This window comes from Curtobacterium sp. C2H10 (assembly GCF_025407985.1).
Taxonomy (GTDB): domain Bacteria; phylum Actinomycetota; class Actinomycetes; order Actinomycetales; family Microbacteriaceae; genus Curtobacterium.
Genome location: NZ_JABXGF010000008.1, coordinates 21,533 through 44,227 on the forward strand (window position 1 = coordinate 21,533; position 22,695 = coordinate 44,227).

The 22,695-nt window shown below is 70.8% G+C and carries 20 protein-coding genes; 9 read left to right on the forward strand and 11 right to left on the reverse strand.

Annotation, left to right across the window (positions count from 1 at the left end):
• Positions 1-27 precede the first annotated feature (27 nt).
• The gene (locus HWD93_RS05760) at positions 28-1,176 is read left to right on the forward strand and encodes an AI-2E family transporter (protein ID WP_261646313.1); all 1,149 of its coding nucleotides are present in this window, start codon (positions 28-30) and stop codon (positions 1,174-1,176) included.
• On the opposite strand, the gene HWD93_RS05765 is transcribed toward HWD93_RS05760, so the two are convergent.
• Positions 1,155-2,399, reverse strand: a complete 1,245-nt coding sequence (locus HWD93_RS05765; protein WP_261646314.1) for a hypothetical protein — start codon at positions 2,397-2,399, stop codon at positions 1,155-1,157. The genes HWD93_RS05760 and HWD93_RS05765 overlap by 22 nt on opposite strands.
• Positions 2,384-3,466 carry a succinyl-diaminopimelate desuccinylase gene (gene dapE, locus HWD93_RS05770; RefSeq protein WP_261646315.1) on the reverse strand — a complete coding sequence of 361 codons (1,083 nt, stop codon included), beginning with the start codon at positions 3,464-3,466 and terminating at the stop codon, positions 2,384-2,386. Before dapE ends, HWD93_RS05765 begins: the two co-directional genes overlap by 16 nt.
• Positions 3,467-3,555: 89 nt before the next feature.
• Between dapE and dapD the strand changes: the two genes are divergently transcribed.
• Both dapD and HWD93_RS05780 read left to right on the forward strand, forming a co-directional pair.
• Positions 3,556-4,524, forward strand: coding sequence for a 2,3,4,5-tetrahydropyridine-2,6-dicarboxylate N-succinyltransferase (gene dapD, locus HWD93_RS05775; RefSeq protein WP_229085188.1), 969 nt, complete (start codon positions 3,556-3,558; stop codon positions 4,522-4,524).
• A gap of 11 nt (positions 4,525-4,535) precedes the next feature.
• On the forward strand, positions 4,536-5,342 hold the full coding sequence (locus tag HWD93_RS05780) for an alpha/beta hydrolase (protein ID WP_261646316.1): 807 nt from the start codon (positions 4,536-4,538) through the stop codon (positions 5,340-5,342).
• 129 nt (positions 5,343-5,471) lie between these two features.
• On the opposite strand, the gene HWD93_RS05785 is transcribed toward HWD93_RS05780, so the two are convergent.
• The 7 genes from HWD93_RS05785 to typA all read right to left on the reverse strand — a co-directional run bounded on the left by HWD93_RS05785 (position 5,472) and on the right by typA (position 13,545).
• Complete coding sequence (locus HWD93_RS05785; protein WP_083403225.1) at positions 5,472-6,770, reverse strand: citrate synthase; 1,299 nt, start codon at positions 6,768-6,770, stop codon at positions 5,472-5,474.
• Positions 6,771-6,921: 151 nt separating this feature from the next.
• On the reverse strand, positions 6,922-8,040 hold the full coding sequence (gene dapC / locus HWD93_RS05790; RefSeq protein WP_308202936.1) for a succinyldiaminopimelate transaminase: 1,119 nt from the start codon (positions 8,038-8,040) through the stop codon (positions 6,922-6,924).
• Between the two features lie 14 nt (positions 8,041-8,054).
• Positions 8,055-8,372: a ferredoxin gene (gene fdxA / locus HWD93_RS05795; RefSeq protein ID WP_058728223.1), complete on the reverse strand. Its 318-nt coding sequence runs from the start codon at positions 8,370-8,372 to the stop codon at positions 8,055-8,057.
• Between the two features lie 82 nt (positions 8,373-8,454).
• Positions 8,455-9,654, reverse strand: coding sequence for a PIG-L family deacetylase (locus HWD93_RS05800; RefSeq protein WP_261646317.1), 1,200 nt, complete (start codon positions 9,652-9,654; stop codon positions 8,455-8,457).
• A 25-nt stretch (positions 9,655-9,679) separates the two neighbouring features.
• Positions 9,680-10,222 carry a hypothetical protein gene (locus HWD93_RS05805; protein ID WP_261646318.1) on the reverse strand — a complete coding sequence of 181 codons (543 nt, stop codon included), beginning with the start codon at positions 10,220-10,222 and terminating at the stop codon, positions 9,680-9,682.
• Between the two features lie 113 nt (positions 10,223-10,335).
• Positions 10,336-11,529, reverse strand: coding sequence for an amidohydrolase (locus tag HWD93_RS05810; RefSeq protein ID WP_261646319.1), 1,194 nt, complete (start codon positions 11,527-11,529; stop codon positions 10,336-10,338).
• Between the two features lie 93 nt (positions 11,530-11,622).
• Positions 11,623-13,545: a translational GTPase TypA gene (gene typA, locus HWD93_RS05815; protein WP_070416707.1), complete on the reverse strand. Its 1,923-nt coding sequence runs from the start codon at positions 13,543-13,545 to the stop codon at positions 11,623-11,625.
• Positions 13,546-13,683: 138 nt separating this feature from the next.
• Between typA and HWD93_RS05820 the strand changes: the two genes are divergently transcribed.
• The 3 genes from HWD93_RS05820 (at position 13,684) to HWD93_RS05830 (ending at position 15,953) form a co-directional block, all read left to right on the forward strand.
• The gene (locus HWD93_RS05820) at positions 13,684-14,433 is read left to right on the forward strand and encodes a CPBP family intramembrane glutamic endopeptidase (protein WP_071294976.1); all 750 of its coding nucleotides are present in this window, start codon (positions 13,684-13,686) and stop codon (positions 14,431-14,433) included.
• 181 nt (positions 14,434-14,614) lie between these two features.
• Positions 14,615-15,094, forward strand: a complete 480-nt coding sequence (locus tag HWD93_RS05825) for a peroxiredoxin (RefSeq protein ID WP_261646320.1) — start codon at positions 14,615-14,617, stop codon at positions 15,092-15,094.
• 310 nt (positions 15,095-15,404) lie between these two features.
• Complete coding sequence (locus tag HWD93_RS05830; protein WP_261646321.1) at positions 15,405-15,953, forward strand: hypothetical protein; 549 nt, start codon at positions 15,405-15,407, stop codon at positions 15,951-15,953.
• A gap of 84 nt (positions 15,954-16,037) precedes the next feature.
• Here HWD93_RS05830 and HWD93_RS05835 read toward each other — a convergent pair whose 3' ends face one another.
• A complete protein-coding gene (locus HWD93_RS05835) occupies positions 16,038-17,750 on the reverse strand; it encodes an ABC transporter family substrate-binding protein (RefSeq protein WP_261646322.1) in 1,713 nt (570 codons plus the stop codon).
• A gap of 262 nt (positions 17,751-18,012) precedes the next feature.
• Here HWD93_RS05835 and HWD93_RS05840 point away from each other — a divergent pair, with 262 nt between their 5' ends.
• Genes HWD93_RS05840 through HWD93_RS05850 form a run of 3 tightly spaced genes read left to right on the forward strand, consistent with a single transcriptional unit; the run spans position 18,013 to position 22,072 of the window.
• Positions 18,013-18,993, forward strand: coding sequence for an ABC transporter permease (locus HWD93_RS05840; RefSeq protein ID WP_070416712.1), 981 nt, complete (start codon positions 18,013-18,015; stop codon positions 18,991-18,993).
• 3 nt (positions 18,994-18,996) lie between these two features.
• A complete protein-coding gene (locus tag HWD93_RS05845; RefSeq protein ID WP_083295025.1) occupies positions 18,997-19,935 on the forward strand; it encodes an ABC transporter permease in 939 nt (312 codons plus the stop codon).
• Complete coding sequence (locus HWD93_RS05850) at positions 19,928-22,072, forward strand: dipeptide ABC transporter ATP-binding protein (protein WP_261646323.1); 2,145 nt, start codon at positions 19,928-19,930, stop codon at positions 22,070-22,072. Before HWD93_RS05845 ends, HWD93_RS05850 begins: the two co-directional genes overlap by 8 nt.
• Positions 22,073-22,167: 95 nt before the next feature.
• Here the strand turns inward: HWD93_RS05850 and HWD93_RS05855 are convergent, their stop codons facing one another.
• The gene (locus HWD93_RS05855) at positions 22,168-22,623 is read right to left on the reverse strand and encodes a PH domain-containing protein (protein ID WP_261646324.1); all 456 of its coding nucleotides are present in this window, start codon (positions 22,621-22,623) and stop codon (positions 22,168-22,170) included.
• Between the last annotated feature and the right edge of the window lie 72 nt (positions 22,624-22,695).

Below are 22,695 nucleotides of genomic sequence, written 5' to 3' on the forward strand. Positions count from 1 at the left end.
CGCGGTTCCGAGTGGTCACCTTGGCGTGTGCCGTACATCCGCTCCAAGCGCCGTCAACCGCTCGACCCCGCCGTCGAGGCCGTCCCCGTCGGCGTGCGCGTCGCGGGGGCGTTCTCGTGGCGGATGCTCGTCGTCGTCGTCGCCCTCGCCGTCGTCGTGGCACTCGTGGTCCTGCTGCAGGACATCGTGGTGCCGTTCCTGATCGGCCTCATCGTGTGCGCCCTGCTCGCGCCGTTCTCGCTGTTCCTGCAGCGCCACCGCTGGCCGAAGTGGCTCGCGGTGCTGTCGTGCTTCCTCGCCGTCGTGATCGTCATCGGCGTCCTCGCGCTGGTCGTCACGGCACAGATCCGGTACGACCTGCCGTCGCTCGAGCACCGTCTCGACCACAACGTGCAGTCGCTGCAGAGCCTGTTGGCCACCGAGCCGTTCGGCATCACGGCGTCGCAGGTCACGAAGTGGCTGTCCGACGGCACGAAGTTCCTGCAGACCCACGCGTCGTCGATCGCCTCGGGTGCGGCCGAGGCCGGGAGCGGGCTGGTGCACCTGCTCGAGGGCCTCTTCATCGCGGTGTTCACGACGATCTTCGTGCTCGTCGACGGCCCGCGCATCTGGTCGTGGGTGGTGCGGCTCTTCCCCCGCCGAGCGCGCGCTCGCATCGACGTCGCCGGGCACGCCGGCTGGAAGACGCTGACGAGCTTCATCCGCGTCCAGCTCGTCGTCGCGGTGACGGACGCGCTCGGCATCGTGATCGGCGCCCTCGCGCTGCAGGTGCCGCTCGCGATCCCGATCGGCGTCATCGTGTTCTTCGGTGCCTTCGTGCCGGTGGTCGGCGCGATCGTCGCGGGCGTCGTCGCGGTGCTCGTCGCGCTCGTGTTCAACGGCTGGGTGCCCGCGCTGGTCATGCTCGGCATCGTGATCGCCGTGCAGCAGCTCGAGAGCCACGTCCTGCACCCGTTCCTCACCGGCTCGGCCGTGCGCGTGCACCCGCTCGGTGTCGTGCTCGGCGTCACCGCGGGCACGACGATCGCCGGCGTCGTCGGGGCGTTCTTCGCGGTGCCGTTCATCGCGACCGCGAACGCGATGATCCACGCGGCGGCGTCAGCCGACCCCGAGGCGGTGGCGCGAGGCGGCGAGGACCGCGAGGCCGACGTCGATCACGGCGGGGTCCAGTCGTAGCCGTCGATCCACCAGCAGTAGTACATCCACACCCACTGCAGCGCGATGCAGACCACCACGACCGCCACCCGGTACACCCGTGAGCGCGGCAGCGCGACGATCCCGAGCAGCGGGGCGATCGGCAGCAGGATGCGCCAGGTGCTCGACTGCGGGAAGAACACGGCCAGCAGGTACACCAGGTAGGCGACGCCCCAGAGCCGCAGCTCGAGCCCGATCCGCCGCGCGGCCGGCAGGGCCACGAACGCGGCGAACCCGACCACCACGACGGCGAGCAGGATCGCGCCGGCCGGCTGCCCGAACCACCACCCGAAGCCCTGCACCCACGGCGCGAACGGGACGAGTTCCCGCCACCCGATGTACGACGACCGCCACGCCAGTTCGGTGTCCGTGTACGCCCGGGGCACCCCGGTCACCGCCCAGGCGATCGCCGGCCACGCCAGCCCGACGATCCCGGACACGACCGCGACCACCGCGGGTGGGACGAACCGCTGCACGGTGAGCGGCGACGACGCGCGGACCCACGACGGGCGGACGAACCACGCGGCGAGGAACAGCACGATCAGCAGCGCGAAGGCCAGCCCGGTGGGCCGGGTCATCCCGAGCAGCAGGACGACCGGGAGCATCGACCACCAGCGGCGGTCCACCATCAGCAGCAACGCGACGAGGAGCAGGAACAGGCCCATCGACTCGGCGTACGCGACCTGGAACATCGCCGAGACGGGTGCGACGCAGAACAGCACGGTCGCGAAGGTCGCCCGCGCCGGGTCGAGGAACCGACCCATCAGCCGCCGGAACGCGAGCGCCGCTCCCCAGCCGAACAGGAGCGAGACGGACACGGCGACGAACTCGAAGGACGCGCCCGTCAGCGCCATCAGGCCCCGCACCAGGAAGGGGTAGGCGGGCATGAACGCCCACGCGTTCTCGGTCACGTGTCCCGTGGCGTCGATCGGCAGCGTCGAGGGGTACCCGGACGCGGCGATCACCCGGTACCAGGCACCGTCCCAGATCGACGAGAACGACAGCAGGCCGGGGTGCTGCACCGTGAAGGAGTTCGCCGCCTGCACGCTCGCGAACGCGGCGAGCATCGTGCCCGTGACGATCCGCGCGAGCACGTACACGACCGTGATCCGCAGCCACCACGGCACGACCCGGTAGCGGGCGTGCCACCGGGCGCGGGCAGGGCTCAGCCGGGTGGACCCGGCCGTGGTCAGGCCGTCAGCCACCGACGCAGACCGTGCTCGACCGCGGTGATCTGGTCGACGGGGACCTGCTCGTCGTCGTGGTGGGCGAAGACCGGCTCGCCGGGCCCGTAGTTGACCGCGGGGACGCCGAGCGCCGAGAAGCGTGCGACGTCGGTCCACCCGTACTTCGGGCGGGGCGCGGGACCGCCGACCGCGGCGACGAAGTCCTGCGCCAGCGGGGCGTCGAGTCCGGGTCGGGCACCGGCAGCGAGGTCGACGATCTGCACGTCGTAGCCGTCGAAGAGCTCGCGGATGTGGGCGACGGCCTCGTCCGCGCTGCGCGACGGGGCGAAGCGGTAGTTGACGTGCACCATGACCTCGTCGGGGATGACGTTGCCGGCGATGCCGCCCGTGATGCCGACGGCGTTGAGGCCTTCGCGGTAGTCGAGTCCGTCGACCGTGACCGTGCGCGGCTCGTAGGCGGCGAGCGTGGCCAGGATCGGCGCGGCCTTGTGGATCGCGTTGTCGCCGATCCAGCTCCGGGCGCTGTGCGAGCGCTCGCCGTACGCGCGGACCTCGGCCCGGAGGTTGCCGTTGCAGCCGCCCTCGATCTGCGCACCGGAGGGCTCGCCGAGGATCGCGAAGTCGCCCGCGAGGAGCTCGGGACGCGTCCGCGCCAGGCGTCCGAGGCCGTTCAGCGCATCGCTCACCTCTTCGTGGTCGTAGAAGACCCAGGTGACGTCGACGTTCGGCTCGGCGAGGTCGTACGCAAGCTTGAGCTGGACCGCGCAACCGGCCTTCATGTCCACCGTGCCGCGGCCCCAGAGGATCTCGGTGCCGTCCTCGGCGGTCCGGAACTCGGTCGGCAGGTTGCCGTTGAGCGGCACGGTGTCGATGTGCCCCGCGATGACCACGCGGCGGTCACGACCGAGGTTCGTCCGTGCCACGATCGCGTCGCCGTCGCGGATCACCTCGAGGTGGGGCAGCGGCGTCAGGGCGGCCTCGATCGCGTCGGCGAGCGGCCCTTCGTCACCGGACACCGACTCGATGTCGCAGATGGCACGGGTGATGTCGATGGACGAGGCGGTGAGGTCGAGCGGCTCCGGCATGCGGGAAGCCTACCGGCCGACCCTTGCAGCCCGGCGGAGCCGTCCGGACGGACGGGTGGCCCCCTCCCCTCGCTGGGTACCCTGGTCCGGTGACCGACACGACCGCTGCCACCGCCCGCCCGACCCACGCCTGGGGCCACGGCCTCGCGACGATCGCCGCCGACGGCACGACGCTCGACACCTGGTACCCGGAGACGTTCGTCGGCACGCTGCCCGCCGACGCCGTGTTCCCCGCCGACCTGCGCGCACACGTCGGCGACGACCCGCGCCGCGGTGTCACGATCGAGGCGGTCACGACCGAGGTCACGATCGACGCCGCACCCGCGAGCACGCCGGACGCGTACCTCCGCCTGCACCTCCTCAGTCACCTGCACGTGGCGCCGAACGAGGTCAACCTCGACGGTGTCTTCGCCCACCTGCCGATCGTCGCGTGGACGAACGCGGGCCCGGTGCACCCCGACGACCTGACCCGCCTCCGCCCCGGCCTGCAGCGCGCCGGGATCGCCGTGCACGCGATCGACAAGTTCCCCCGGCTGGTCGACTACGTCGTGCCCGACCGCGTGCGCATCGCCGACGCGAACCGGGTCCGGCTCGGCGCCCACCTCGCTCCCGGCACGACGGTGATGCACGAGGGCTTCGTGAACTTCAACGCCGGCACCCTCGGCGACGCGATGATCGAGGGCCGTGTCTCGCAGGGCGTCGTCGTCGGGAACGGCACGGACATCGGCGGCGGTGCCTCCATCATGGGCACGCTGTCCGGCGGCGGCACCCACCGCGTCTCCCTCGGCGAGCGCGCGCTGCTCGGTGCGAACGCCGGTCTCGGCATCTCGCTCGGCGACGACTCGGTGGTCGAGGCCGGGCTGTACGTAACGGCCGGCACGAAGGTCGTCCTCGTCGGCGCGGCCCCGAACCCGGACGGCACCCCGAAGACGGTCAAGGCCGCCGAGCTCTCCGGCACGCCCAACATCCTGTTCCGCCGCAACTCGGTCTCCGGCGCGGTGGAGGCACTGCAGCGCCAGGGGCAGGGCATCCAGCTCAACACCGCGCTGCACGCGTAGGCGGTCCGTCCGTGGGGGGAACGGTCGACGGACCGCACGGCCCGGTGCCGGTCCGCCGGTACGCCGCACGCCGGCGCACGACGTCGGCCACGACGCTCGTGTGGTTGCACGGGGGTGGGTTCTTCCGCGGCAGCCTCGACCTGCCGGAAGCGCACGTCGTCGCCGGCACCCTCGCCGACCGCGGGCTCGACGTCGTCACGGTCGGGTACCGCCTCGCTCCCCTGCCCGGGTTGCCCGTCGTCGGACGCCGAGGAACCCGGGGGCGACGCCGCCACCCGGTGCCGAACGACGAGGTCCGCGCCGTGCTCGAGGTCGTCCGCGGCGAGACCGACGGTCCCGTCTTCCTCGGCGGGGCGAGTGCCGGCGCGTGCCTCGCAGCAGCCGTGACCCGGACGCTGCCGGACGCCGCACGGCCGGACGGACTCGTCCTCGCGTACGGGTTCTTCCACGCCCGCACCCCGCGCGACGCGGCAGTCCTCCGATCGGTCCGCGGGCACCGGCGGCTCACGCACCACCCGGCACTGCTCGACCGGGCGAACCGGAACCACGTCGGCCGCGCGGGTGACACCGCCACCGCGTTCCCCGGCGGCGAGGACCTCTCCGGCTTCCCCCGCACGCTCATGGTGGACGCCGAGCACGACACGATGCGGGCCTCGGGCGACCGGTTCGTCGACGAGCTGCGCGGCGCCGGGGTCGCGGTCGAACGGCACGTGCTCCCGGCAGCGCGCCACGCCTTCCTCAACCGGCCGGGGTCATCGGACTCGGACCGGGCGCTCGATCTCGTCACCGCCTGGGCGGCGCGCTCGTCCGGCGCCTGAGCGGCGCGGGCGGGCACGCGGCGGAGCCGACCGTGCGACGGACGGGAGGCACGGTGCCGGCCCGCACCGTGCCTCCCGTCCGTCGATCTGTCGGTCCACCGCCGCGCCCGCGCGTGGCTGCGCGCCGCGTCAGCGTGCGGGCAGGTCGCGCTCCGGGTGCCCGACGTAGAGCTGCTGCGGACGCCCGATCTTGTTCAGCGGGTCGTTGTTGAGCTCGCGCCACTGCGCGATCCACCCGGGCAGACGCCCGATGGCGAACAGGACCGTGAACATCCGCGGCGGGAAGCCCATCGCCTTGTAGATGATGCCCGTGTAGAAGTCGACGTTCGGGTAGAGCTTCCGACTGACGAAGTACTCGTCCTCGAGCGCGATGCCCTCGAGCTCCATGGCGATGTCGAGCAGGTCGTCCTGCACGCCCAGCGCCTCGAGCACCTCGTGCGCCGACTCCTTCACGAGCTTCGCCCGCGGGTCGTAGTTCTTGTAGACGCGGTGCCCGAAGCCCATGAGCTTCACGCCGCGCTCCTTGTTCTTCACGCGCTCGACGAAGCGCGTCACGGGCTCGCCCGAGTCCTTGATCTGCTGGAGCATCTCGAGCACGGCCTCGTTCGCGCCGCCGTGCAGCGGACCGTACAGTGCGTTGATGCCGGCGGAGATCGAGGCGAACATGTTCGCCTTCGTCGACCCGACCATCCGGACCGTGGCGGTGGAGGCGTTCTGCTCGTGGTCCTCGTGCAGGATCAGGAGCCGCTCGAGCGCCTTCGACAGCACCGGGTTCGGCTGGTAGGTCTCGGCCATCGTGCCGAAGTTCAGGCGCAGGAAGTTGTCGACGAAGGACAGCGAGTTGTCCGGGTAGAGGAACGCCTGCCCGATGGACTTCTTGTGCGCGTACGCGGCGATCACCGGCAGCTTCGCGAGGAGCCGGACGGTCTGGAGCTCGACCTTCTCGGGGTCGTCGACGTCCATGTCGTCCTCGTAGTAGGTCGACAGGGCGCTGACGGCGCTGGAGAGGACGGACATCGGATGCGCCGAGTGCGGCAGGGCGTCGAACAGACGACGGAGGTCCTCGTGCAGCAGCGTGTGGCGGCGGATCCGGGCGTCGAAGGACTCGAGCTCGGCGGGCGTCGGCAGTTCGCCGTAGATGAGGAGCCAGGCGACCTCGAGGAAGGTCAGGTTCGACGCGACCTGGTCGATCGGGTAGCCGCGGTACCGCAGGATGCCCTGGTCGCCGTCGATGTAGGTGATGGCGCTCTTCGTCGACCCGGTGTTCACGAACCCGTAGTCGAGCGTGTTCATCCCGGTCTGCTTCTTGAACGTCGAGATGTCGATGGTGGACGCACCGTCGACGCTCGGCAGGATCGGGAACTCCGCCGTGCCGCCCGGGTACGTCAGCGTCGCGGTCGCCGCGGTCTGCTCGGCGGCGGGACTCACGGGGACGGGCGTGGTGGGCGGTGTGGCCGTCTTCTGAGCGTCATTGGCAGTGTCAGTCACGGTGACAGCCTAATCGCGCCCACTGTCGGTCGTGCACACATCGAGCCTCAGGACTTGGTGGGAACCACGGATTGCGCCGAGCGCGAAAGGCTCAGGCGGACGCCAGACGACGCCCGCTCGCCAGTCGCTGCGCGGCTGCGGCGATGCGCTCGTCGGTCGCCGTGAGCGCCACACGCACGTACTCGGCACCCACTGCGCCGTAGAAGGTCCCCGGTGCGACGAGGATCCCGCGCTCGGCCAGCCAGGCGACGGTGTCGAGCGCGGGCTCGCCGCGGGTGGCCCAGAGGTAGAGGCCCGCCTCGCTGTGGTCGACCCGGAAGCCGGCGCCTTCGAGTGCCCGTCGGAGCATGTTCCGTCGAGCGCGGTAGAGCGCCTTCTGCGCCTGCACGTGGGACTCGTCGGCGAGGGCGACGATCATCGCTTCCTGCACCGGGAGCGGCGGCATCATGCCCGTGTGCTTGCGGACCGCGAGCACCTCGGCGAGGACCCGCGCGTCACCGGCGACGAAGGCCGCCCGGTAGCCCGCGAGGTTCGACTGCTTCGAGAGCGAGTAGACGCTGAGCACCCCGTCCACCGAGTCGCCCACGACCCGGGGGTCGAGGATCGTCGGGGTCGGTGCGGTGTCGTACGGCGGTTCCCACCCGAGTTCGGCGTAGCACTCGTCGCCGACGATGACGGCGTCGAGCTCCCGCGCCCGCTCGACCGCGGCGCGCAGCTCGTCGATCGACAGGACGCGGCCGTCGGGGTTGCCCGGGGAGTTCAGCCAGACGAGCTTCGTGGTGGACGGCCAGGCGGCCGGGTCGTCCGACGCGAGGGCATCGGCGCCGACCAGGGCCGCACCGAGCTCGTACGTCGGGTACGCCGCGGCCGGGAACACCACCGTGTCGCCGCGGCCGATGCCGAGCCAGAGCGCGAGCCCGGCGATGAACTCCTTCGACCCGATGGTCGGGAGCACCTGGTCCGGCGTGAGGGTCACGCCCTGGCGCCGGCCGTACCAGTCCGCGATCGCCTCGCGCAGGGCCGGGGTGCCGGCGACCTGCGGGTAGGCGTGCGCGTCGGTCGCCTCGGCCAGCGCCGTGCGGACGACGGCGGGCGTCGGGTCGACGGGCGAGCCGACGCTGAGGTCGACGATGCCGCCCTCGACCGCCGCGGCCTGCTGCTTGAACGGGACGAGCTGGTCCCAGGGGAAGTCGGGGAGGTCGAGCGCCACGGGTCGGATCCGGTTCAGCCGCGGGGCGGTTCGGCCATGACGACCGGGTGGTCCTTGTGGATCACACCGACCTTCGCGGCACCGCCGGGGGAACCGACCTCTTCGAAGAACTCGACGTTGGCCTTGTAGTAGTCGGCCCACTCGTCGGGGAGGTCGTCCTCGTAGTAGATCGCCTCGACCGGGCACACCGGCTCGCACGCACCGCAGTCGACGCACTCGTCGGGGTGGATGTACAGCGACCGGTCACCCTCGTAGATGCAGTCGACCGGGCATTCGTCGATGCAGGCGCGGTCCTTGACGTCGACACAGGGCTGGGCGATCACGTACGTCACGGTTGGGGTGCTCCCTTCGGACTGAGCAGATCGAGTCTACCCGCGCGACCCGGCCGCACCTGACCGCCCGGCGGACGGACCGTCAGGCCCGGTCGGCCGTCCCCGACCGCCCGGCGGCCGACGCCCGGATGCCGGACAGGTCGGGCCACGCGAGCACGAGCGCCGTGACGGCCGCCGGCCCGAACGTCCACACGTAGCCCGCGGCGTTGGCGAGCACGAGCGGGGAGCTCTGCCCGCCCACCGACGACAGCACCTGCGTCGCGGCGATGATCCCGATGCCGACCGCCGCGACCATCGCCCGCGACCGGTACAGCAGCCGGATGCCGACCGTGAGCCCGATCACGATCAACGAGGTGAGCACGATGCCGACCGGGAACGCCCCGAGGGTCTGCTGGTGCGTGACCGTGCCGAGTCCCCCGGCGACGAGTCCGAGCACGAGGGCGACCACGACGGCGGTGACCTTCCCCTGCCGCGAGAACTCGGCGAACGTCTGCGGCGCCTGCGGGACCCGGTCGGCGTCGTGACGGAACGCCTCGACCGCCGGCGCCTGGTGCCGGGCACCGTGCGGCATCACCCACGACAGCGCGGTCGGGTCACGGGGATCGACCGGGTCGACCGTCACCTGGGACCGGTACTGCTCGACGGCCGCCCGGACCTTCGCCCGCACCGGCACGACGTCGACGGTCAGGTCCGCCTGCCCGGAGTCGGGGTCCACGATCATCGAGAACGGGAGTTCCTCGGCACGGGCGGCGTACCGCGCGGCGTGGTGGACCCGCACGTGGTCGGGGTGGCCGTAGCCGCCGTCGTCGGCGTAGCTCACCACCGCGTCCGCGCCGGTGGACCGGATCGCGGCGCGGATGTCGTCGACGACCTCGCCGAGGTCCGCCGCGGTCAGCGAGTCCGCCGGGGCGTCCCCGGCGGCGACGGCGCGTCCGTCGGGGCCCCACTGCATGCCGGAGTCGGTGTAGCGGCGCTCGGGCAGGTCCGTCGGACGCGCACCCGGCCCGCCGAGCCAGAGGTGCGCCGGCCCGCCGAGTGCGGCGAGGGCGGCGGCGATCTCGGTCTCGCGGTGCGCGGCGACCCGCGGACCGTCGCCGAAGAGCGGCGCGAGCTCGGGCGTCAGCATCTCGCCGCGCTCGCCATGGGTGGCGGTGAGCACGGTCACCTCGGCGCCGAGCTCGAGCAGGGTGGCGATCGTCCCGCCCGACGAGAGCGTCTCGTCGTCGGGGTGGGCGTGCACGAACAGGACGCGCTCGGGGCGGGTTGCGGGGGCCTTCGACATCGGGTCCAAGCGTACCCAGCGGTGACTAGCGGGGCGTCACGATGTAGGTCGCGGTGACGCCGTCGCTGCCGTCGGAGAAGGTCAGGACCACGCGGTAGCCGTCGCTCCGGAACATCCCGAAGGCGCTGGACGAGTCCGCCCGCTTCGCCGACTCGGTGAACCCGGCGTCGGTGAGCTGCTGCGCGGCGGCCTGGAAGTCGTCGACCGAGGCGGCACGGACCTGTGCCACCCACCCGGAGCCGTTCGGCCCGCTCCCGCCGCCGAGCACGGTGCCGTCGACGAGCGGGACGTCCTTCGTCGGGAAGCCGTCGGGGACCTTGCCGTCCGAGGTCACGTTCGCGCCCTTGAGCGCGGTGTCGAGTGCGCCGTCGATGCCGCCGGCGACCGACGCCATGCCGTCCTGGACGGCCTTGCCGTCGATGCCCTGCACGCCCTCGGCGACGCTCGACGCGACCGACGAGCCGAGGTCGGTGGCCTGCTTCACGGCGTCGGACGAGCAGCCGGCCAGTCCGGCGAGGGCGATGCCGGCGGCGACGGCGGCGATCAGGGTGCGGGTCGGGGTGCGCATGCCCAGCACCCTAGGGGGCGAGACGGGAGGCGCGGCGTGAGTCCCCTGGGAACGTCACGTGCGTGGCGGGGTCGCGCCGCGCCTCCTGGCTCGGTCCTGCGGGACCGCCCGCGTCAGGCGACGTACGCGCGCGTCGCCGCCACGAGGGCGTCGACGCCCACCGGGATCGCCGTCTCGGCCTGCGGCGCGTAGAAGGGCGAGTGGTTGCTCGGGATGTCCTCGCCGCGACGGAACAGCTCCGGGTCGGTGATGCCGGTGAACCAGTACACGAGCGGCGCTCCGGCGGCGGTGGCGAGCTGGCCGACGTCCTCGGACGCCATCGCCAGGCCGATCTCGAGGTCGCGGGCTCCGGGGACCTCGGCGCGGATCGCGTCGAGCACGGTCTGGGCGGCCTCGGCGTCGTTCACGGTGACCTCGGCACCCGGCGACCGCACGATCGTCGGCTCGGGCAGCCCACCGGCCTCGCTCTCGGCGCGGACGATGCGCTCGATCGAGGCGATGATCCGCTCGCGGGTCTCCTCGTTGCGGGCCCGCGTCGAGATCTCGATGACGGCCTGGTCGGGGATGATGTTCGCGCGGGTGCCGGCGTGGAAGCTGCCGACCGTGACGACCCCGGCGTCGCTCGGCGAGACCTCGCGCGAGACCACGGTCTGCAGGCGCACGACGGCCGACGCGGCGGTGACGATCGGGTCGAGCGAGGCCTGCGGGGCGGAACCGTGCGCGCCGCGGCCGTTGAACGTGACCGTCAGGCGGTCGCTCGACGCCATCACGGGGCCGCTGCCGACCGCGACGATGCCGACCGGCGCCGGCGCGGAGTGCTGTCCGAGGACGACGTCGGGCGTCGGGAAGCGCTCGACGAGCCCGTCCTCGACCATGGCGCGGGCGCCGGAGATGACCTCTTCCGCCGGCTGGAAGACACCGACGACCGTGCCGTGCCAGTCGCCCGTGGTGGCGGCGAGGCGCTCGAGGGTCCCGAGCAGCCACGTCACGTGGATGTCGTGGCCGCAGGCGTGCATCGTCGGGACGTCGTTGCCGTCCTCGTCGGTGCCGTGGTGCTCGCTGGCGTAGGGCAGGCCGGTGCGCTCCTGGACCGGGAGCCCGTCCATGTCGGCGCGGAGCCAGACGACGGGCCCCTCGCCGTTCGACAGGACGCCCACGACACCGGTGCCGCCGACGCCCGTGGTGACCTCGATCCCGCCGATCTCCGCGAGCCGGTCGGCGACGATGCCCGCGGTGCGGTGCTCCTGGAAGCCGAGCTCGGGGTGGGCGTGGAGGTCCTGGTACACCGAGAGGAGGTCGAGAGTCACGCGCACCACGGTACATCCGACGACGGCCCGGCCACCTCGAACGAGGTGACCGGGCCGTCGGAGGGAGGCCGTGCCTCCTGGATGGACCGCTGCTTACGCGTCCTGACGCTTCAGGCGGGCGTAGGCGCGCTGGCGGGCCTGCGCGTCGAGCTCGACCTTGCGGATGCGCACGGCGTCGGGGGTGACCTCGACGCACTCGTCCTCACGCGCGAACTCGAGGCACTCCTCGAGCGACAGCTGGCGCGACGGCGTCATCGACTCGAAGGTGTCAGCGTTCGCCGAACGCATGTTCGTGAGCTTCTTCTCCTTCGTGATGTTGACGTCCATGTCGTCGGCGCGCGAGTTCTCGCCGATGACCATGCCCTCGTAGACCTCTTCGGTGGGGTTGACGAAGAACGTCATCCGCTCCTGGAGGTTCGTGATGGCGAACGGCGTGACGACACCCGAGCGGTCGGACACGATCGACCCGTTGATGCGGGTCTGGATCGGGCCGGCCCACTCGTCGTAACCGTGCGAGATCGCGTTGGCGATGCCGGTGCCGCGGGTCTCGGTGAGGAACGACGTGCGGAAGCCGATCAGGCCGCGCGACGGGACGATGAACTCCATGCGCACCCAGCCGGTGCCGTGGTTCGTCATGTTCTCCATGCGGCCCTTGCGAGCGGCCATGAGCTGCGTGATCGCGCCGAGGTACTCCTCCGGCGTGTCGATCGTCATGTGCTCGTAGGGCTCCTGGAGCTTGCCGTTCTCGTCACGCTTGGTGACGACCTGCGGCTTGCCGACCGTGAGCTCGAAGCCCTCACGACGCATCTGCTCGACGAGGATGGCCAGCGCGAGCTCGCCGCGGCCCTGGACCTCCCACGCGTCCGGGCGACCGATGTCGAGGACCTTGAGCGAGACGTTGCCGATGAGCTCGCGGTCGAGGCGCTCCTTGACCATGCGGGCGGTGAGCTTGTGGCCCTTGACCTTGCCGACGAGCGGGCTGGTGTTCGTGCCGATCGTCATCGAGATCGCCGGGTCGTCGACCGTGATGGTCGGCAGCGGACGGACGTCCTCGGGGTCGGTCAGGGTCTCACCGATGGTGATCGTGTCGAAGCCGGCGACGGCGACGATGTCACCGGGGCCCGCCGACTCGGCCGGGTAGCGCTCGAGCGCCTTGGTGACGAGCAGCTCGGTGATGCGGGCGTTGACGACGCTGCCGTCGTGCTTGACCCACGCGACCGTCTGGCCCTTCTTCATGGTGCCGTGGAAGATGCGCAGGAGCGCGAGGCGACCGAGGAACGGCGACGCGTCGAGGTTCGTGACGTGCGCCTGCAGCGGGTGCTCGTCGTCGTACTTCGGGGCGGGGACGTGCTGGAGGATCGCCTCGAACAGGGGCTCGAGGTCGTCGTTGTCCGGCAGCGAGCCGTCGGCCGGCTTGTTGCGGCTGGCGGCACCCGCACGACCCGAGGCGTAGACCACGGGGACGTCGAGGATGGCGTCGAGGTCGAGGTCGTCGACCTCGTCCGACAGGTCGGAGGCGAGCCCGAGCAGGAGGTCCTGCGACTCGGACACGACCTCGTCGATGCGGGAGTCCGGGCGGTCCGTCTTGTTGACGAGCAGGATCACCGGGAGCTTCGCGGCGAGCGCCTTGCGGAGCACGAAGCGGGTCTGGGGCAGCGGACCCTCTGATGCGTCGACGAGGAGCACGACGCCGTCGACCATGGAGAGGCCGCGCTCGACCTCACCACCGAAGTCGGCGTGACCCGGGGTGTCGATGACGTTGATCGTGATGGGGCCGTCCGCGCCGAACTCGGTCGCGTGCTTGCCGTTGTAGAGCACCGACGTGTTCTTCGCGAGGATCGTGATGCCCTTCTCGCGCTCGAGGTCGTTCGAGTCCATCATGCGGTCTTCGCCCTCGAAGTGGGCGTCGAACGAGTTGGTCTGCGTGAGCATCGCGTCGACGAGGGTGGTCTTGCCGTGGTCGACGTGTGCCACGATGGCGACGTTGCGCAGGTCGGACCGGGTGGCGAGCGCCATACAGGACATCCTTTGGTGTTCGGAAGAAGATCGGGCGGCCGACTGTGGCGCTCGCGCCGCGGTGGCACTGCCCGGAGGTGGGCAGAACGCCCGACACGCCAGTCTACCGGTAGTTCGCAACCGAGAGGAGTACCCCCGATGAGCCGTCGGCGAACGTGGATCGAGATCACGATCGTGCTGATGCTCTCGCTCGGCGGCAGCGCGCTGTACTCGGTGCTGCAGATCATCGACGACCTGTCGCAGACGACGCCGCTCGGGCAGCAGTCCACGGCGCTCAACACCTCGACCACGACCGTGCAGTACGTCGACCTCGCCCGGCAGCTCGTGGGCATCGCGGTCGACCTCGCGCCGGTCGCGCTCGTCTGCTTCCTGCTCTGGAGCACCACCCGCCCGCACCTCGGTCGACTCGGCATCGACCGGTTCCGCGTGCGGCCCGACCTCGGTGGCGCGGCGCTCATCGCCCTCGGCATCGGGATCCCCGGGCTCGCGCTGTACTTCACCGGGCGGGCGCTCGGGTTCACCGTGAACGTGAACCCGGCGGCGCTCGACTCGTACTGGTGGACGATCCCCGTGCTGCTGCTCTCGGCGATCCGCTCCGGGCTGCAGGAGGAGGTGATCGTCGTCGGGTACCTCTACGAACGGCTGGGCGGCCTCGGGTGGGGGCGCTGGCAGGTCATCCTGTCCACCGCGGTCCTGCGCGGGAGCTACCACCTCTACCAGGGGTTCGGCGCGTTCGTCGGGAACGCCGTGATGGGCATCGTGTTCGGCTGGATCTACACGAGGTGGGGCCGGCTCCTCCCCCTCGTCATCACGCACTGCCTGCTCGACGCCGCGGTGTTCGTCGGGTACCCGTGGGTCGCGCACGCGTTCCCGCAGCTCTTCCGCTGACGCTGGTCGCCCGCGGCACGGCCGGCGACCGGTCCCGGGCGTCCGCCGCGCCGACCGCGCGGCATCCCCCGTTCGGGCGTCGGCGATGCGGCGGACCCGTCCGACCCCAGCCCGGCGGACCCACAGCGAACCCACAGCGCGGCGCCGCACCGGACCGTGGTCCCGCACCTACCGTGGCCGCATGAGCATCCCCGAGGTCGGCGATCCCGCACCCGGATTCACCCTGCCCGGCATGATCGTGCGCGGCGGCACCCGCACCGACGACGAGTACGCCCTGTCCGCCGAGATCGGCCGGACGCTCGTGCTCGCCTTCTACCCGGGCGACGCCACCCCGGTCTGCACGGCACAGCTCTGCAGCTACCAAGAGGAACTCGACGACTTCGGCGACCTCGGCGCCGTGGTGTGGGGCGTCAGCCCGCAGGCGCTCGACTCGCACGAGGCGTTCGCCCGCGGGTCCTCGCTCACCTTCCCCCTGCTGAGCGACACCGCGGGGGACGTCATCCGCGCGTACGGCGTGCAGGCACCGGGGATCGGGCTCCGGCGGTCCGTGTTCGTGATCGGGCCGGACGGCGTGGTCCGCTGGCGGCACGTGGGGCTCGTCGGGCTCCGGTTCCCCAAGGCGGACGCGATCCGGGCGCAGATCGAGCTCCTCGTGGCGTGACACGGCGTGTCGGTCCCCCGAAGATGCGACGGTCTGGGGTATTGACACCCGAACGGGGGCCGAGGACGATTGACGCCACGAGAGGTCCACACAGGATCTGCCTCCCCGGGGAATCGGGTCGTCCGGAGATACGCGCTGGTGTGTCACACCCGCTCCCCGGGCGTTCCCGGGGAGGCATCTCGTAACCTCTTGGCTCCCCGGGCGTTGCGTGTCACCAAGGGTCGGCATCTCGTAACCTCTTGGCTCCCCGGGCGTTGCGTGTCACCAAGGGTCGGCATCTCGTGACCTCTTCGCTTGTAACCTCTTCGGCGTGACCACGATCCTCGCCCCCGGCATGCGTCTGCTCGCCGTCGTCCTGTGGGTCGCGGCCGCCGCGCTCGTCCCCCTCGCCCTCCTGAGCGGCGGCACCGCCTGGCTCGCCCCGGTCCCGAGCATCTGCATCGCCTTCATCGCGTGGGCGGTCCTCTGGCGCCCGCGCTTCGAGCTGACCGACGAGCACCTCCGCATCGTCGACGTCCGCCGCACCAGCACCTACACCTGGCGCCGCGTCACCGAGGTCCGCACCAAGTACGGCATCGAGATCGTCACGAGCGAGGGCGTCCGCCGCACGTGGCTCGCCACCCGCAGGTCGGCCCGGCTCGCCGCCGTGGTCGACGGTCGTCCAGGAGGCGCGGATCGCCTCGACGTCGACGCTGCGGCCGAGCGCATCCGGGCGTTCGTGCCCGAGCCGCCCGCGCAGGACGGCCCGCCGCCGGCGACCGTGACGGCTGCGCCGATCACGCACCGTGTGCACGGGTGGACGATCCTCGCGATCGTGGTGCTCTCGTTCGTCGCGACCCTGGCGGCCGCGCAGCTCTGACCGCCGCGATCCCTCCGACGAAGAACGACATCCCCGACGTCGTGCGACGTCGGGGATGTCGTTTCCGTTCTCCAGCGGTGCGGACTACTCCTTGTAGCCCACGTCCTGCCACTTCACGGAGGACTGCTGGAACTGCGCCGGACCGTAGTTCACGAGGTCCTTGCGCACGCCCCAGGCGTAGGGCTCCGGGAACAGCGGGATCGTGCCCGCGACCTTGACGATCTTCTTGTCGATCGCGTCCGCGTCCTCGATGCGCTTGTCGGCGTCGAGTTCGGCGTTCGCCTTGTCCCAGGCAGCACCGAGCGAGTCGTCGGTCACGCCCGTGTAGTTCTGCCCCGCGTCGGCCGGGTAGTAGATCGACTTCAGCGACGACACCGGGAACGGCGTGCCCTGCCAGGCGAAGTACGTGGCGTCGAAGTCACGGCCGTCGGTGGTGACGTACTTCGTGAAGAAGTCGTCGGTCGGGACGGTGTCGATGGTCACCTTGAAGCCGGCGAGCTTCGTCTGCTGCTGCACGAGCTGCGCGACGTTCGCCGAGTTCTGGTTGTCCGACGGGATGACGAAGCGGACGTCGAGCGTCTTGCCGCCCTTGGTCGCGTAGCCGTCCGAGCCGATCGTGTAGCCGGCGTCCTCGAGCTTCTTCTTCGCCTTGTCGGTGCTGTAGCCGTAGACCGAGGAGACGTTGTCCTGGTAGCCCTTCTGGCCGGGCAGGTAGACGAGGTTGTTGAGGACCTGCACCGGGCTCTTCACCGGCGAGAGGATCGCCTGCGCGACGACCTGGCGGTTGATCGCCTGGGCGAACGCCTGGCGGACCTCCTGGTCCTTGAAGACGTCCGACGTGCCGTTCAGGGTGATCTGACGCTGGGTCGTGCCGAGCGAGCGCTCGATCTTCGAGTCCGAGCGGCTGTTCGCGGTCTTGAAGTTGTCCGCGCTGCCGTTCAGGTTGAAGGCGTCGAACTCCTTGTTCGCGTAGGCCTGGGCGACACCGTCGCGGGACACGGTCTTGAAGACGATCGTGTCGAGCTTCGGCGCGTCACCCCACCACTTCGAGTTCTTCTCGAAGGTCACGACGCCGCCGTTGGCGTCGAAGGTCTTGAGGATGTACGGGCCGGCGGAGACGTACGTCTTGCCGTCCGCGGCGAACGGACCCTTCGCCCACGAGTTGTTGAAGTGGTCGGGGGTGTCCACGGCCCAGTAGGGGTAGATCGCGGTGAAGACGCTCGGCCAGTCGGCGTTCGTCTTCGAGAACGTCACGATGACGTCGCGCTCGTCCGAACCCTGCGTGACGGAGTCGACGTCTTCCCAGACGTTGGTGGCGAGCGGGGCGAAGGCCTTGTTCGTGCCGTTCAGCGCCTTCCAGTTCGCCTCGACGTCCTTCTCGGTGATCGGGGTGCCGTCGGACCAGACCGCCTTGGGGTTGATCTTGATCTCGACGGTCTGGGGCGAGTCCTTCGTCAGCTCGATCGAGTCGACGTAGTCCTTGTTCGCCTCCCACTCGCCGTTGGCCTTGAACTGGATGAACCCGGGCAGGTAGGTGCCCGCGATCGTGTTGTCGTCGACCGTCCCGGAGTCGAGGTTCGACAGCTGCCAGTTCGCCGGTGCGGAGTCGATCGGCAGGGTGAGCGAGCCGCCGTCCTTGATCGTGTCGCGGTCGGCGACCGTCCAACCCGTCGACTTCAGCGACGACGTGGCGACGGCCGAGCTGCTCTGTCCGGCGGACCCGCCGCCGGAGCAGCCCGCGAGCACGAGTGCCGCGGCGGCTGCTGTGGCGAGCACGGCCGTCGTCTTGATCCTCATTCGCATGGCGAGGATTCCCTTTCGTTGTGGTTCGCGCCGGAGCGCCGGGACGCGACGGCCCCCGCCGCCACGCCTGTTGGTTGAGAACCCTAGTCACATCCGAAGGTCGCACAAGGGCTGCTGTACCGAATCGAAACATGCTCGTAACGAATGTTGCATAGCGTCAACAGGGATCACCCACCCCGGCTCGGAAGCGGCTAGCCTGTCGCCACCGAACAACGCCGTCCGGACGGACGGCCGCACCCCACTGAGGTCCCAGTACATGCTTGCTTTCCTCGCGAAGCGGATCGTCAACTACGTGATCCTGACGATCGTCGCGACGACGCTCGGCTACATCCTCGCCAGCGCGACGCTCAACCCGACGTCCCGGTACCTCGGCAAGAACCCGCCGGTCCCGCAGAGTTCGATCGACGCCGCGCTCCAGAAGCTCGGCGCCGACCCGAACACCCCGCTCCTGGTCCGCACGTGGAACTGGTGGGTGAACCTGGTCACGCACGGCTCGCTCGGCATCAGCGCCCGCGGCACCGAGGTCACGGCCGACATCGTCGCCCGCTCCGGCACGAGCCTGCGGCTGCTGGTGATCGGCACCCTGCTCGGTGCGATCCTCGGCGTCCTGCTCGGCGTCTGGAACGCCGTCAAGCAGTACAAGACGTCCGACCAGGTGTCGACCTACCTGTCGTTCGCGGTGCTCGCGACGCCCCCCTTCGTCATCGCGGTGGTGCTGATGATCCTCGCGACGACCCTCAACGGGGCGGTCGGGACGCAGCTGATCTCGTTCACCGGTGAGTACACCCCGGGGGTGACCGGGTTCTTCCCGGTGCTCGGCGACCGGCTGGTGCACCTGCTCTTACCGACGATCTCGCTGACGGTCGGCGCCGTCGCCTCGTACTCGCGCTACCAGCGCTCGGCGATGCTCGACGTGCTGTCGAACGACTTCATCCGGACGGCGCGCTCGAAGGGCCGGACGCGCGGATCGGCCATCATGCGCCACGGTGTCCGCGTCGCCCTCATCCCGATGTCGACGTTCTTCGCGTACTCGTTCGGCCTCATCCTGACCGGTGCGAGCATCACCGAACTGGTCTTCAGCTGGCACGGCATGGGCGAGTACTTCGTCCAGAGCATCAGCAACAACGACATCAACGCGGCAGCGGGCACGATCCTCTTCACGGCGATCCTCGTGCTCATCGCAGGCACCCTCGCGGACCTGCTCTACGCCGCGCTCGACCCGCGAGTGAGGGTGTGACCCGTGTCTGTTCTCGACCCCACGACCACGACCACCGCCGGCGACCCCGGTGACGGCAACGCCGGGCAGCCGGCGCACGTCGTCGAGGTGAAGGGTGGCCGCACCCCGCTCTGGCGCAAGGTGCTCGGCACCTGGCGTGCCCGCATCGGTGGCGGTGCACTCCTCCTCATCCTGCTCTGGGCCTTCGTCGGTCCGTACCTGTACCACTGGAACGCCGTCGACTCCGACGGGCTCGCCTTCGGCATGCCGCCGAGCGCCTCGCACTGGTTCGGCACGAACGACATCGGCCAGGACATCTACGCCCAGACCCTGGTGGGCCTGCAGAAGTCCCTGCTCATCGGGCTCATCGCCGGTCCCGCCGCGACCCTCATCGCGGGCATCGTCGGTGCGATCGCCGGGTACTTCGGCGGGTTCGTCGACCGGGCGCTCGTGTGGGGCATCGACCTGCTCCTGGTCATCCCGTCGTTCTACGCGCTCGTGCTCCTCAGCCCGCTGTTCAAGAACCTCAGCTGGCTGGCGCTCATCGTCGGCCTGGCGATCTTCGGGTGGATGATCATGGCCCGCGTGATCCGCGGACAGACGATGTCCCTCCGGGAGCGCGACTACGTCAAGGCCGCACGGTTCATGGGCGTCCCGTCGTTCACGATCATCCGGCGGCACATCCTGCCGAACGTGGCCTCGCTGCTCATCATCGACGCCACGCTCGGCGTCGGCGCGATGATCCTCTCCGAGAGCGCCCTGAGCTTCTTCGGCTTCGGCATCCAGGTGCCGGACGTGTCGCTCGGCACCCTGCTCGCCGCCGGCAGCCAGTCCGCGGTCACCCGACCGTGGCTGTTCGTCCTGCCGGCTGCGACGCTCGTCGCCACGGTCCTCTCCACCAGCCTGCTCGGCGACGCCCTGCGCGACGCCATCGACCCCACCTCGGGAGCCAACCGTGACTGAGCCGCTGCTCACCGTCTCCGACCTCGCCGTCACGTTCGACCCGGGCTCCAAGCCCGTGTACGCCGTACGCGGCGTGGACTACTCCGTCAACCAGGGCGAGTTCCTCGGCATCGTCGGCGAGTCCGGATCGGGCAAGTCGGTGTCCTCGATGGCCGTGATGGGTCTGCTGCCGTCGTCGGCCAAGGTCGAGGGCAGCATCCGGTTCGACGGCCGCGAGCTGCTCGGCCTGAACGACCGCGAGATGTCGAAGCTCCGTGGCGGCGACATCGCGATGGTCTTCCAGGACCCGCTCTCCGCCCTGACGCCCGTGTACACGATCGGCCAGCAGATCGTCGAGGGGCTGCGGCTGCACGACCGGAACCTCACCGCGCACGCCGCCCGGGCCCGTGCCGAGGAACTCCTGCGCGTCGTCGGCATCCCGAACCCCTCGCGGCGGCTCGACGCCTTCCCGCACGAGTTCTCCGGCGGCATGCGGCAGCGCGCCATGATCGCGATCGCCATCGCCAACGACCCGAAGCTGATCATCGCCGACGAGCCGACCACGGCGCTCGACGTGACGATCCAGGCACAGATCCTCGACGTGCTGCAGACCGCCAAGGACATGACCGGTGCCGCCGTCGTCCTCATCACGCACGACCTCGGCGTCGTCGCGGGCAACGCGGACCGGGTCGCCGTGATGTACGCCGGCCGGATCGTCGAGACGGCACCGGTCGAACCCCTCTTCCGCGAGCCGGTCATGCCGTACACGATCGGCCTGCTCCGCTCGATGCCGAACATGGCCTCGGCACGCTCGGAGCGCCTCGTCCCGCTCGACGGCCGTCCGCCGCTGCTCACCCAGAAGCCGACCGGCTGCCCGTTCGCCGACCGCTGCCCCGCGGTCCTCGACGCCTGCCGTGAGGGCGAGCCGGCCCTGATCGCCCCGTCGGTGGCACCGAGCGACGACAACCCGGTCCTGACCGGTGCGACGCCGACCATCACGAACGGCGCCTTCGACGACGAGCACACCGCCGCGTGCATCCGCCGCGACGAGATCGCCGCCGGCACGCTCGCCCGCTCCGAGATCTTCCCGCGCCCCGAGGACGTCCCCGAGTCCGAGATCGACCACGGCGACGACGTGGTGCTGCAGCTCGACGACGTCGTGAAGACCTTCCCGCTGACGAAGGGCGCCCTGTTCCGCCGGCGCATCGGCGAGGTGCACGCGGTCGACGGGATCTCCCTCACGCTGAAGCGCGGTCAGGTCCTCGGGCTCGTCGGCGAGTCCGGCTGCGGCAAGACCACGACGATCATGGAGATCCTCGAGCTCGCCGGCGCGCAGCAGGGCACCATCACGGTGAACGGCGTCGACACCGGCACCCTGTCCAAGTCCGACCGCCGTGCGCTCCGGAGCGACATCCAGGTCGTCTTCCAGGACCCGATGGCCTCCATCGACCCCCGTCTCGACATCGGGTCCGTGATCGGCGAGCCGCTCACGGTGCAGGGCGTGCCGAAGGACGAGATCCGCCGACGCGTGCGGGACTCGCTCGAGCTCGTCGGTCTCGAGCCGAGCTACATCGACCGGTACCCCCACGAGTTCTCCGGCGGCCAGCGACAGCGCATCGGCATCGCCCGCGCGCTCATCGTCGAGCCGAAGATCCTCGTGCTCGACGAGCCGGTGTCGGCGCTGGACGTGTCCGTGCAGGCCGGTGTCATCAACCTGCTCGAAGACCTCAAGCACCGCCTGGGCCTGTCCTACCTGTTCGTCGCGCACGACCTCTCGGTCGTCCGGCACATCGCCGACGACGTCGCGGTGATGTACCTCGGCCGGATCGTCGAGTACGGCGACGGCGACCGCGTGTTCGACGACCCGCAGCACCCCTACACCAGGGCCCTGCTGTCCGCGGTCCCGGTGCCGGACCCGTTCGCCGAGGCCGCCCGCGGACGCATCCTGCTCGACGGCGACCTCCCCTCCCCCACGGAACGGATCGACGGGTGCCGGTTCCGCACCCGTTGCCCGCTGTACCAGCTCCTCGACGAGGACCGGCAGCAGCAGTGCCGTTCGGTGGACCCGCGCCTGCAGGACGTGCACGGACGCGGCGTGGCCTGCATCCAGACCGACCAGAACCACCTGCTCACCGAGCGGGTGTCGGCGACGGTGTGACCGACTGACGTTCCGTGTGACGGACGGGAGGCGCGGTGCCAGCTGGCACCGCGCCTCCCGTCCGTCCGTCCGTCCGTCCGTCTGGTGGGGACGTCTCAGACGACGATCGCGACGACGCAGAGGGCGAACACGGCGATGCCGGACGCGACGGCCGGCACGTCCCAGCCCCGGACGACGGGGGCGTCGGCCGTGCGCCCGTGCCGTTCCGACCAGCGGTCGCGGACCGCGACGAACTCGTCCGGCTGCCGCAGCACGCGGGGCTCCCCCCGTCGGGTCGGCTTCGGCCGCGGCAGCGACGGTCCACCCCAGCAGGTGAGCCGGCGGCCGTCGGCGAGGTCGAGCACGATCTGCCAGCGCATCCGGACGTCCTCGACGGCGCCCCACGGGACCGCCGTGGACCGGAGCGGGTTCACCACCGTGATCGCGTCGTCGGTGATCCGTACGTGCGGGCGGAAGGTGAGTACCCAGAGCACCCAGACGAGCGCGGCGAGGGGGCCGACGGCGTGCAGGACGACGTCCCAGCTCCCCCGCACCGCGGCGTCGCCGAGCATGAACAGCGCCAGGAACGCGACGAGGCCGGACGCGACCGCGCCTCCGCGGCCTGCGCGGAGGACGACGGTGCG

Bases quoted from the DNA above. Each gene is read 5' to 3' on its own strand.
- dapE (WP_261646315.1), bottom strand. From the start codon at position 3,466: ATGCCGGAGCCGCTCGACCTCACCGCCTCGTCCATCGACATCACCCGT.
- HWD93_RS05800 (WP_261646317.1), bottom strand. From the start codon at position 9,654: ATGTCGAAGGCCCCCGCAACCCGCCCCGAGCGCGTCCTGTTCGTGCAC.
- HWD93_RS05805 (WP_261646318.1), bottom strand. From the start codon at position 10,222: ATGCGCACCCCGACCCGCACCCTGATCGCCGCCGTCGCCGCCGGCATC.
- typA (WP_070416707.1), bottom strand. From the start codon at position 13,545: ATGGCGCTCGCCACCCGGTCCGACCTGCGCAACGTCGCCATCGTGGCA.
- HWD93_RS05820 (WP_071294976.1), top strand. From the start codon at position 13,684: ATGAGCCGTCGGCGAACGTGGATCGAGATCACGATCGTGCTGATGCTC.
- HWD93_RS05825 (WP_261646320.1), top strand. From the start codon at position 14,615: ATGAGCATCCCCGAGGTCGGCGATCCCGCACCCGGATTCACCCTGCCC.
- HWD93_RS05835 (WP_261646322.1), bottom strand. From the start codon at position 17,750: ATGAGGATCAAGACGACGGCCGTGCTCGCCACAGCAGCCGCCGCGGCA.
- HWD93_RS05840 (WP_070416712.1), top strand. From the start codon at position 18,013: ATGCTTGCTTTCCTCGCGAAGCGGATCGTCAACTACGTGATCCTGACG.
- HWD93_RS05855 (WP_261646324.1), bottom strand. From the start codon at position 22,623: ATGCTCGGCGACGCCGCGGTGCGGGGGAGCTGGGACGTCGTCCTGCAC.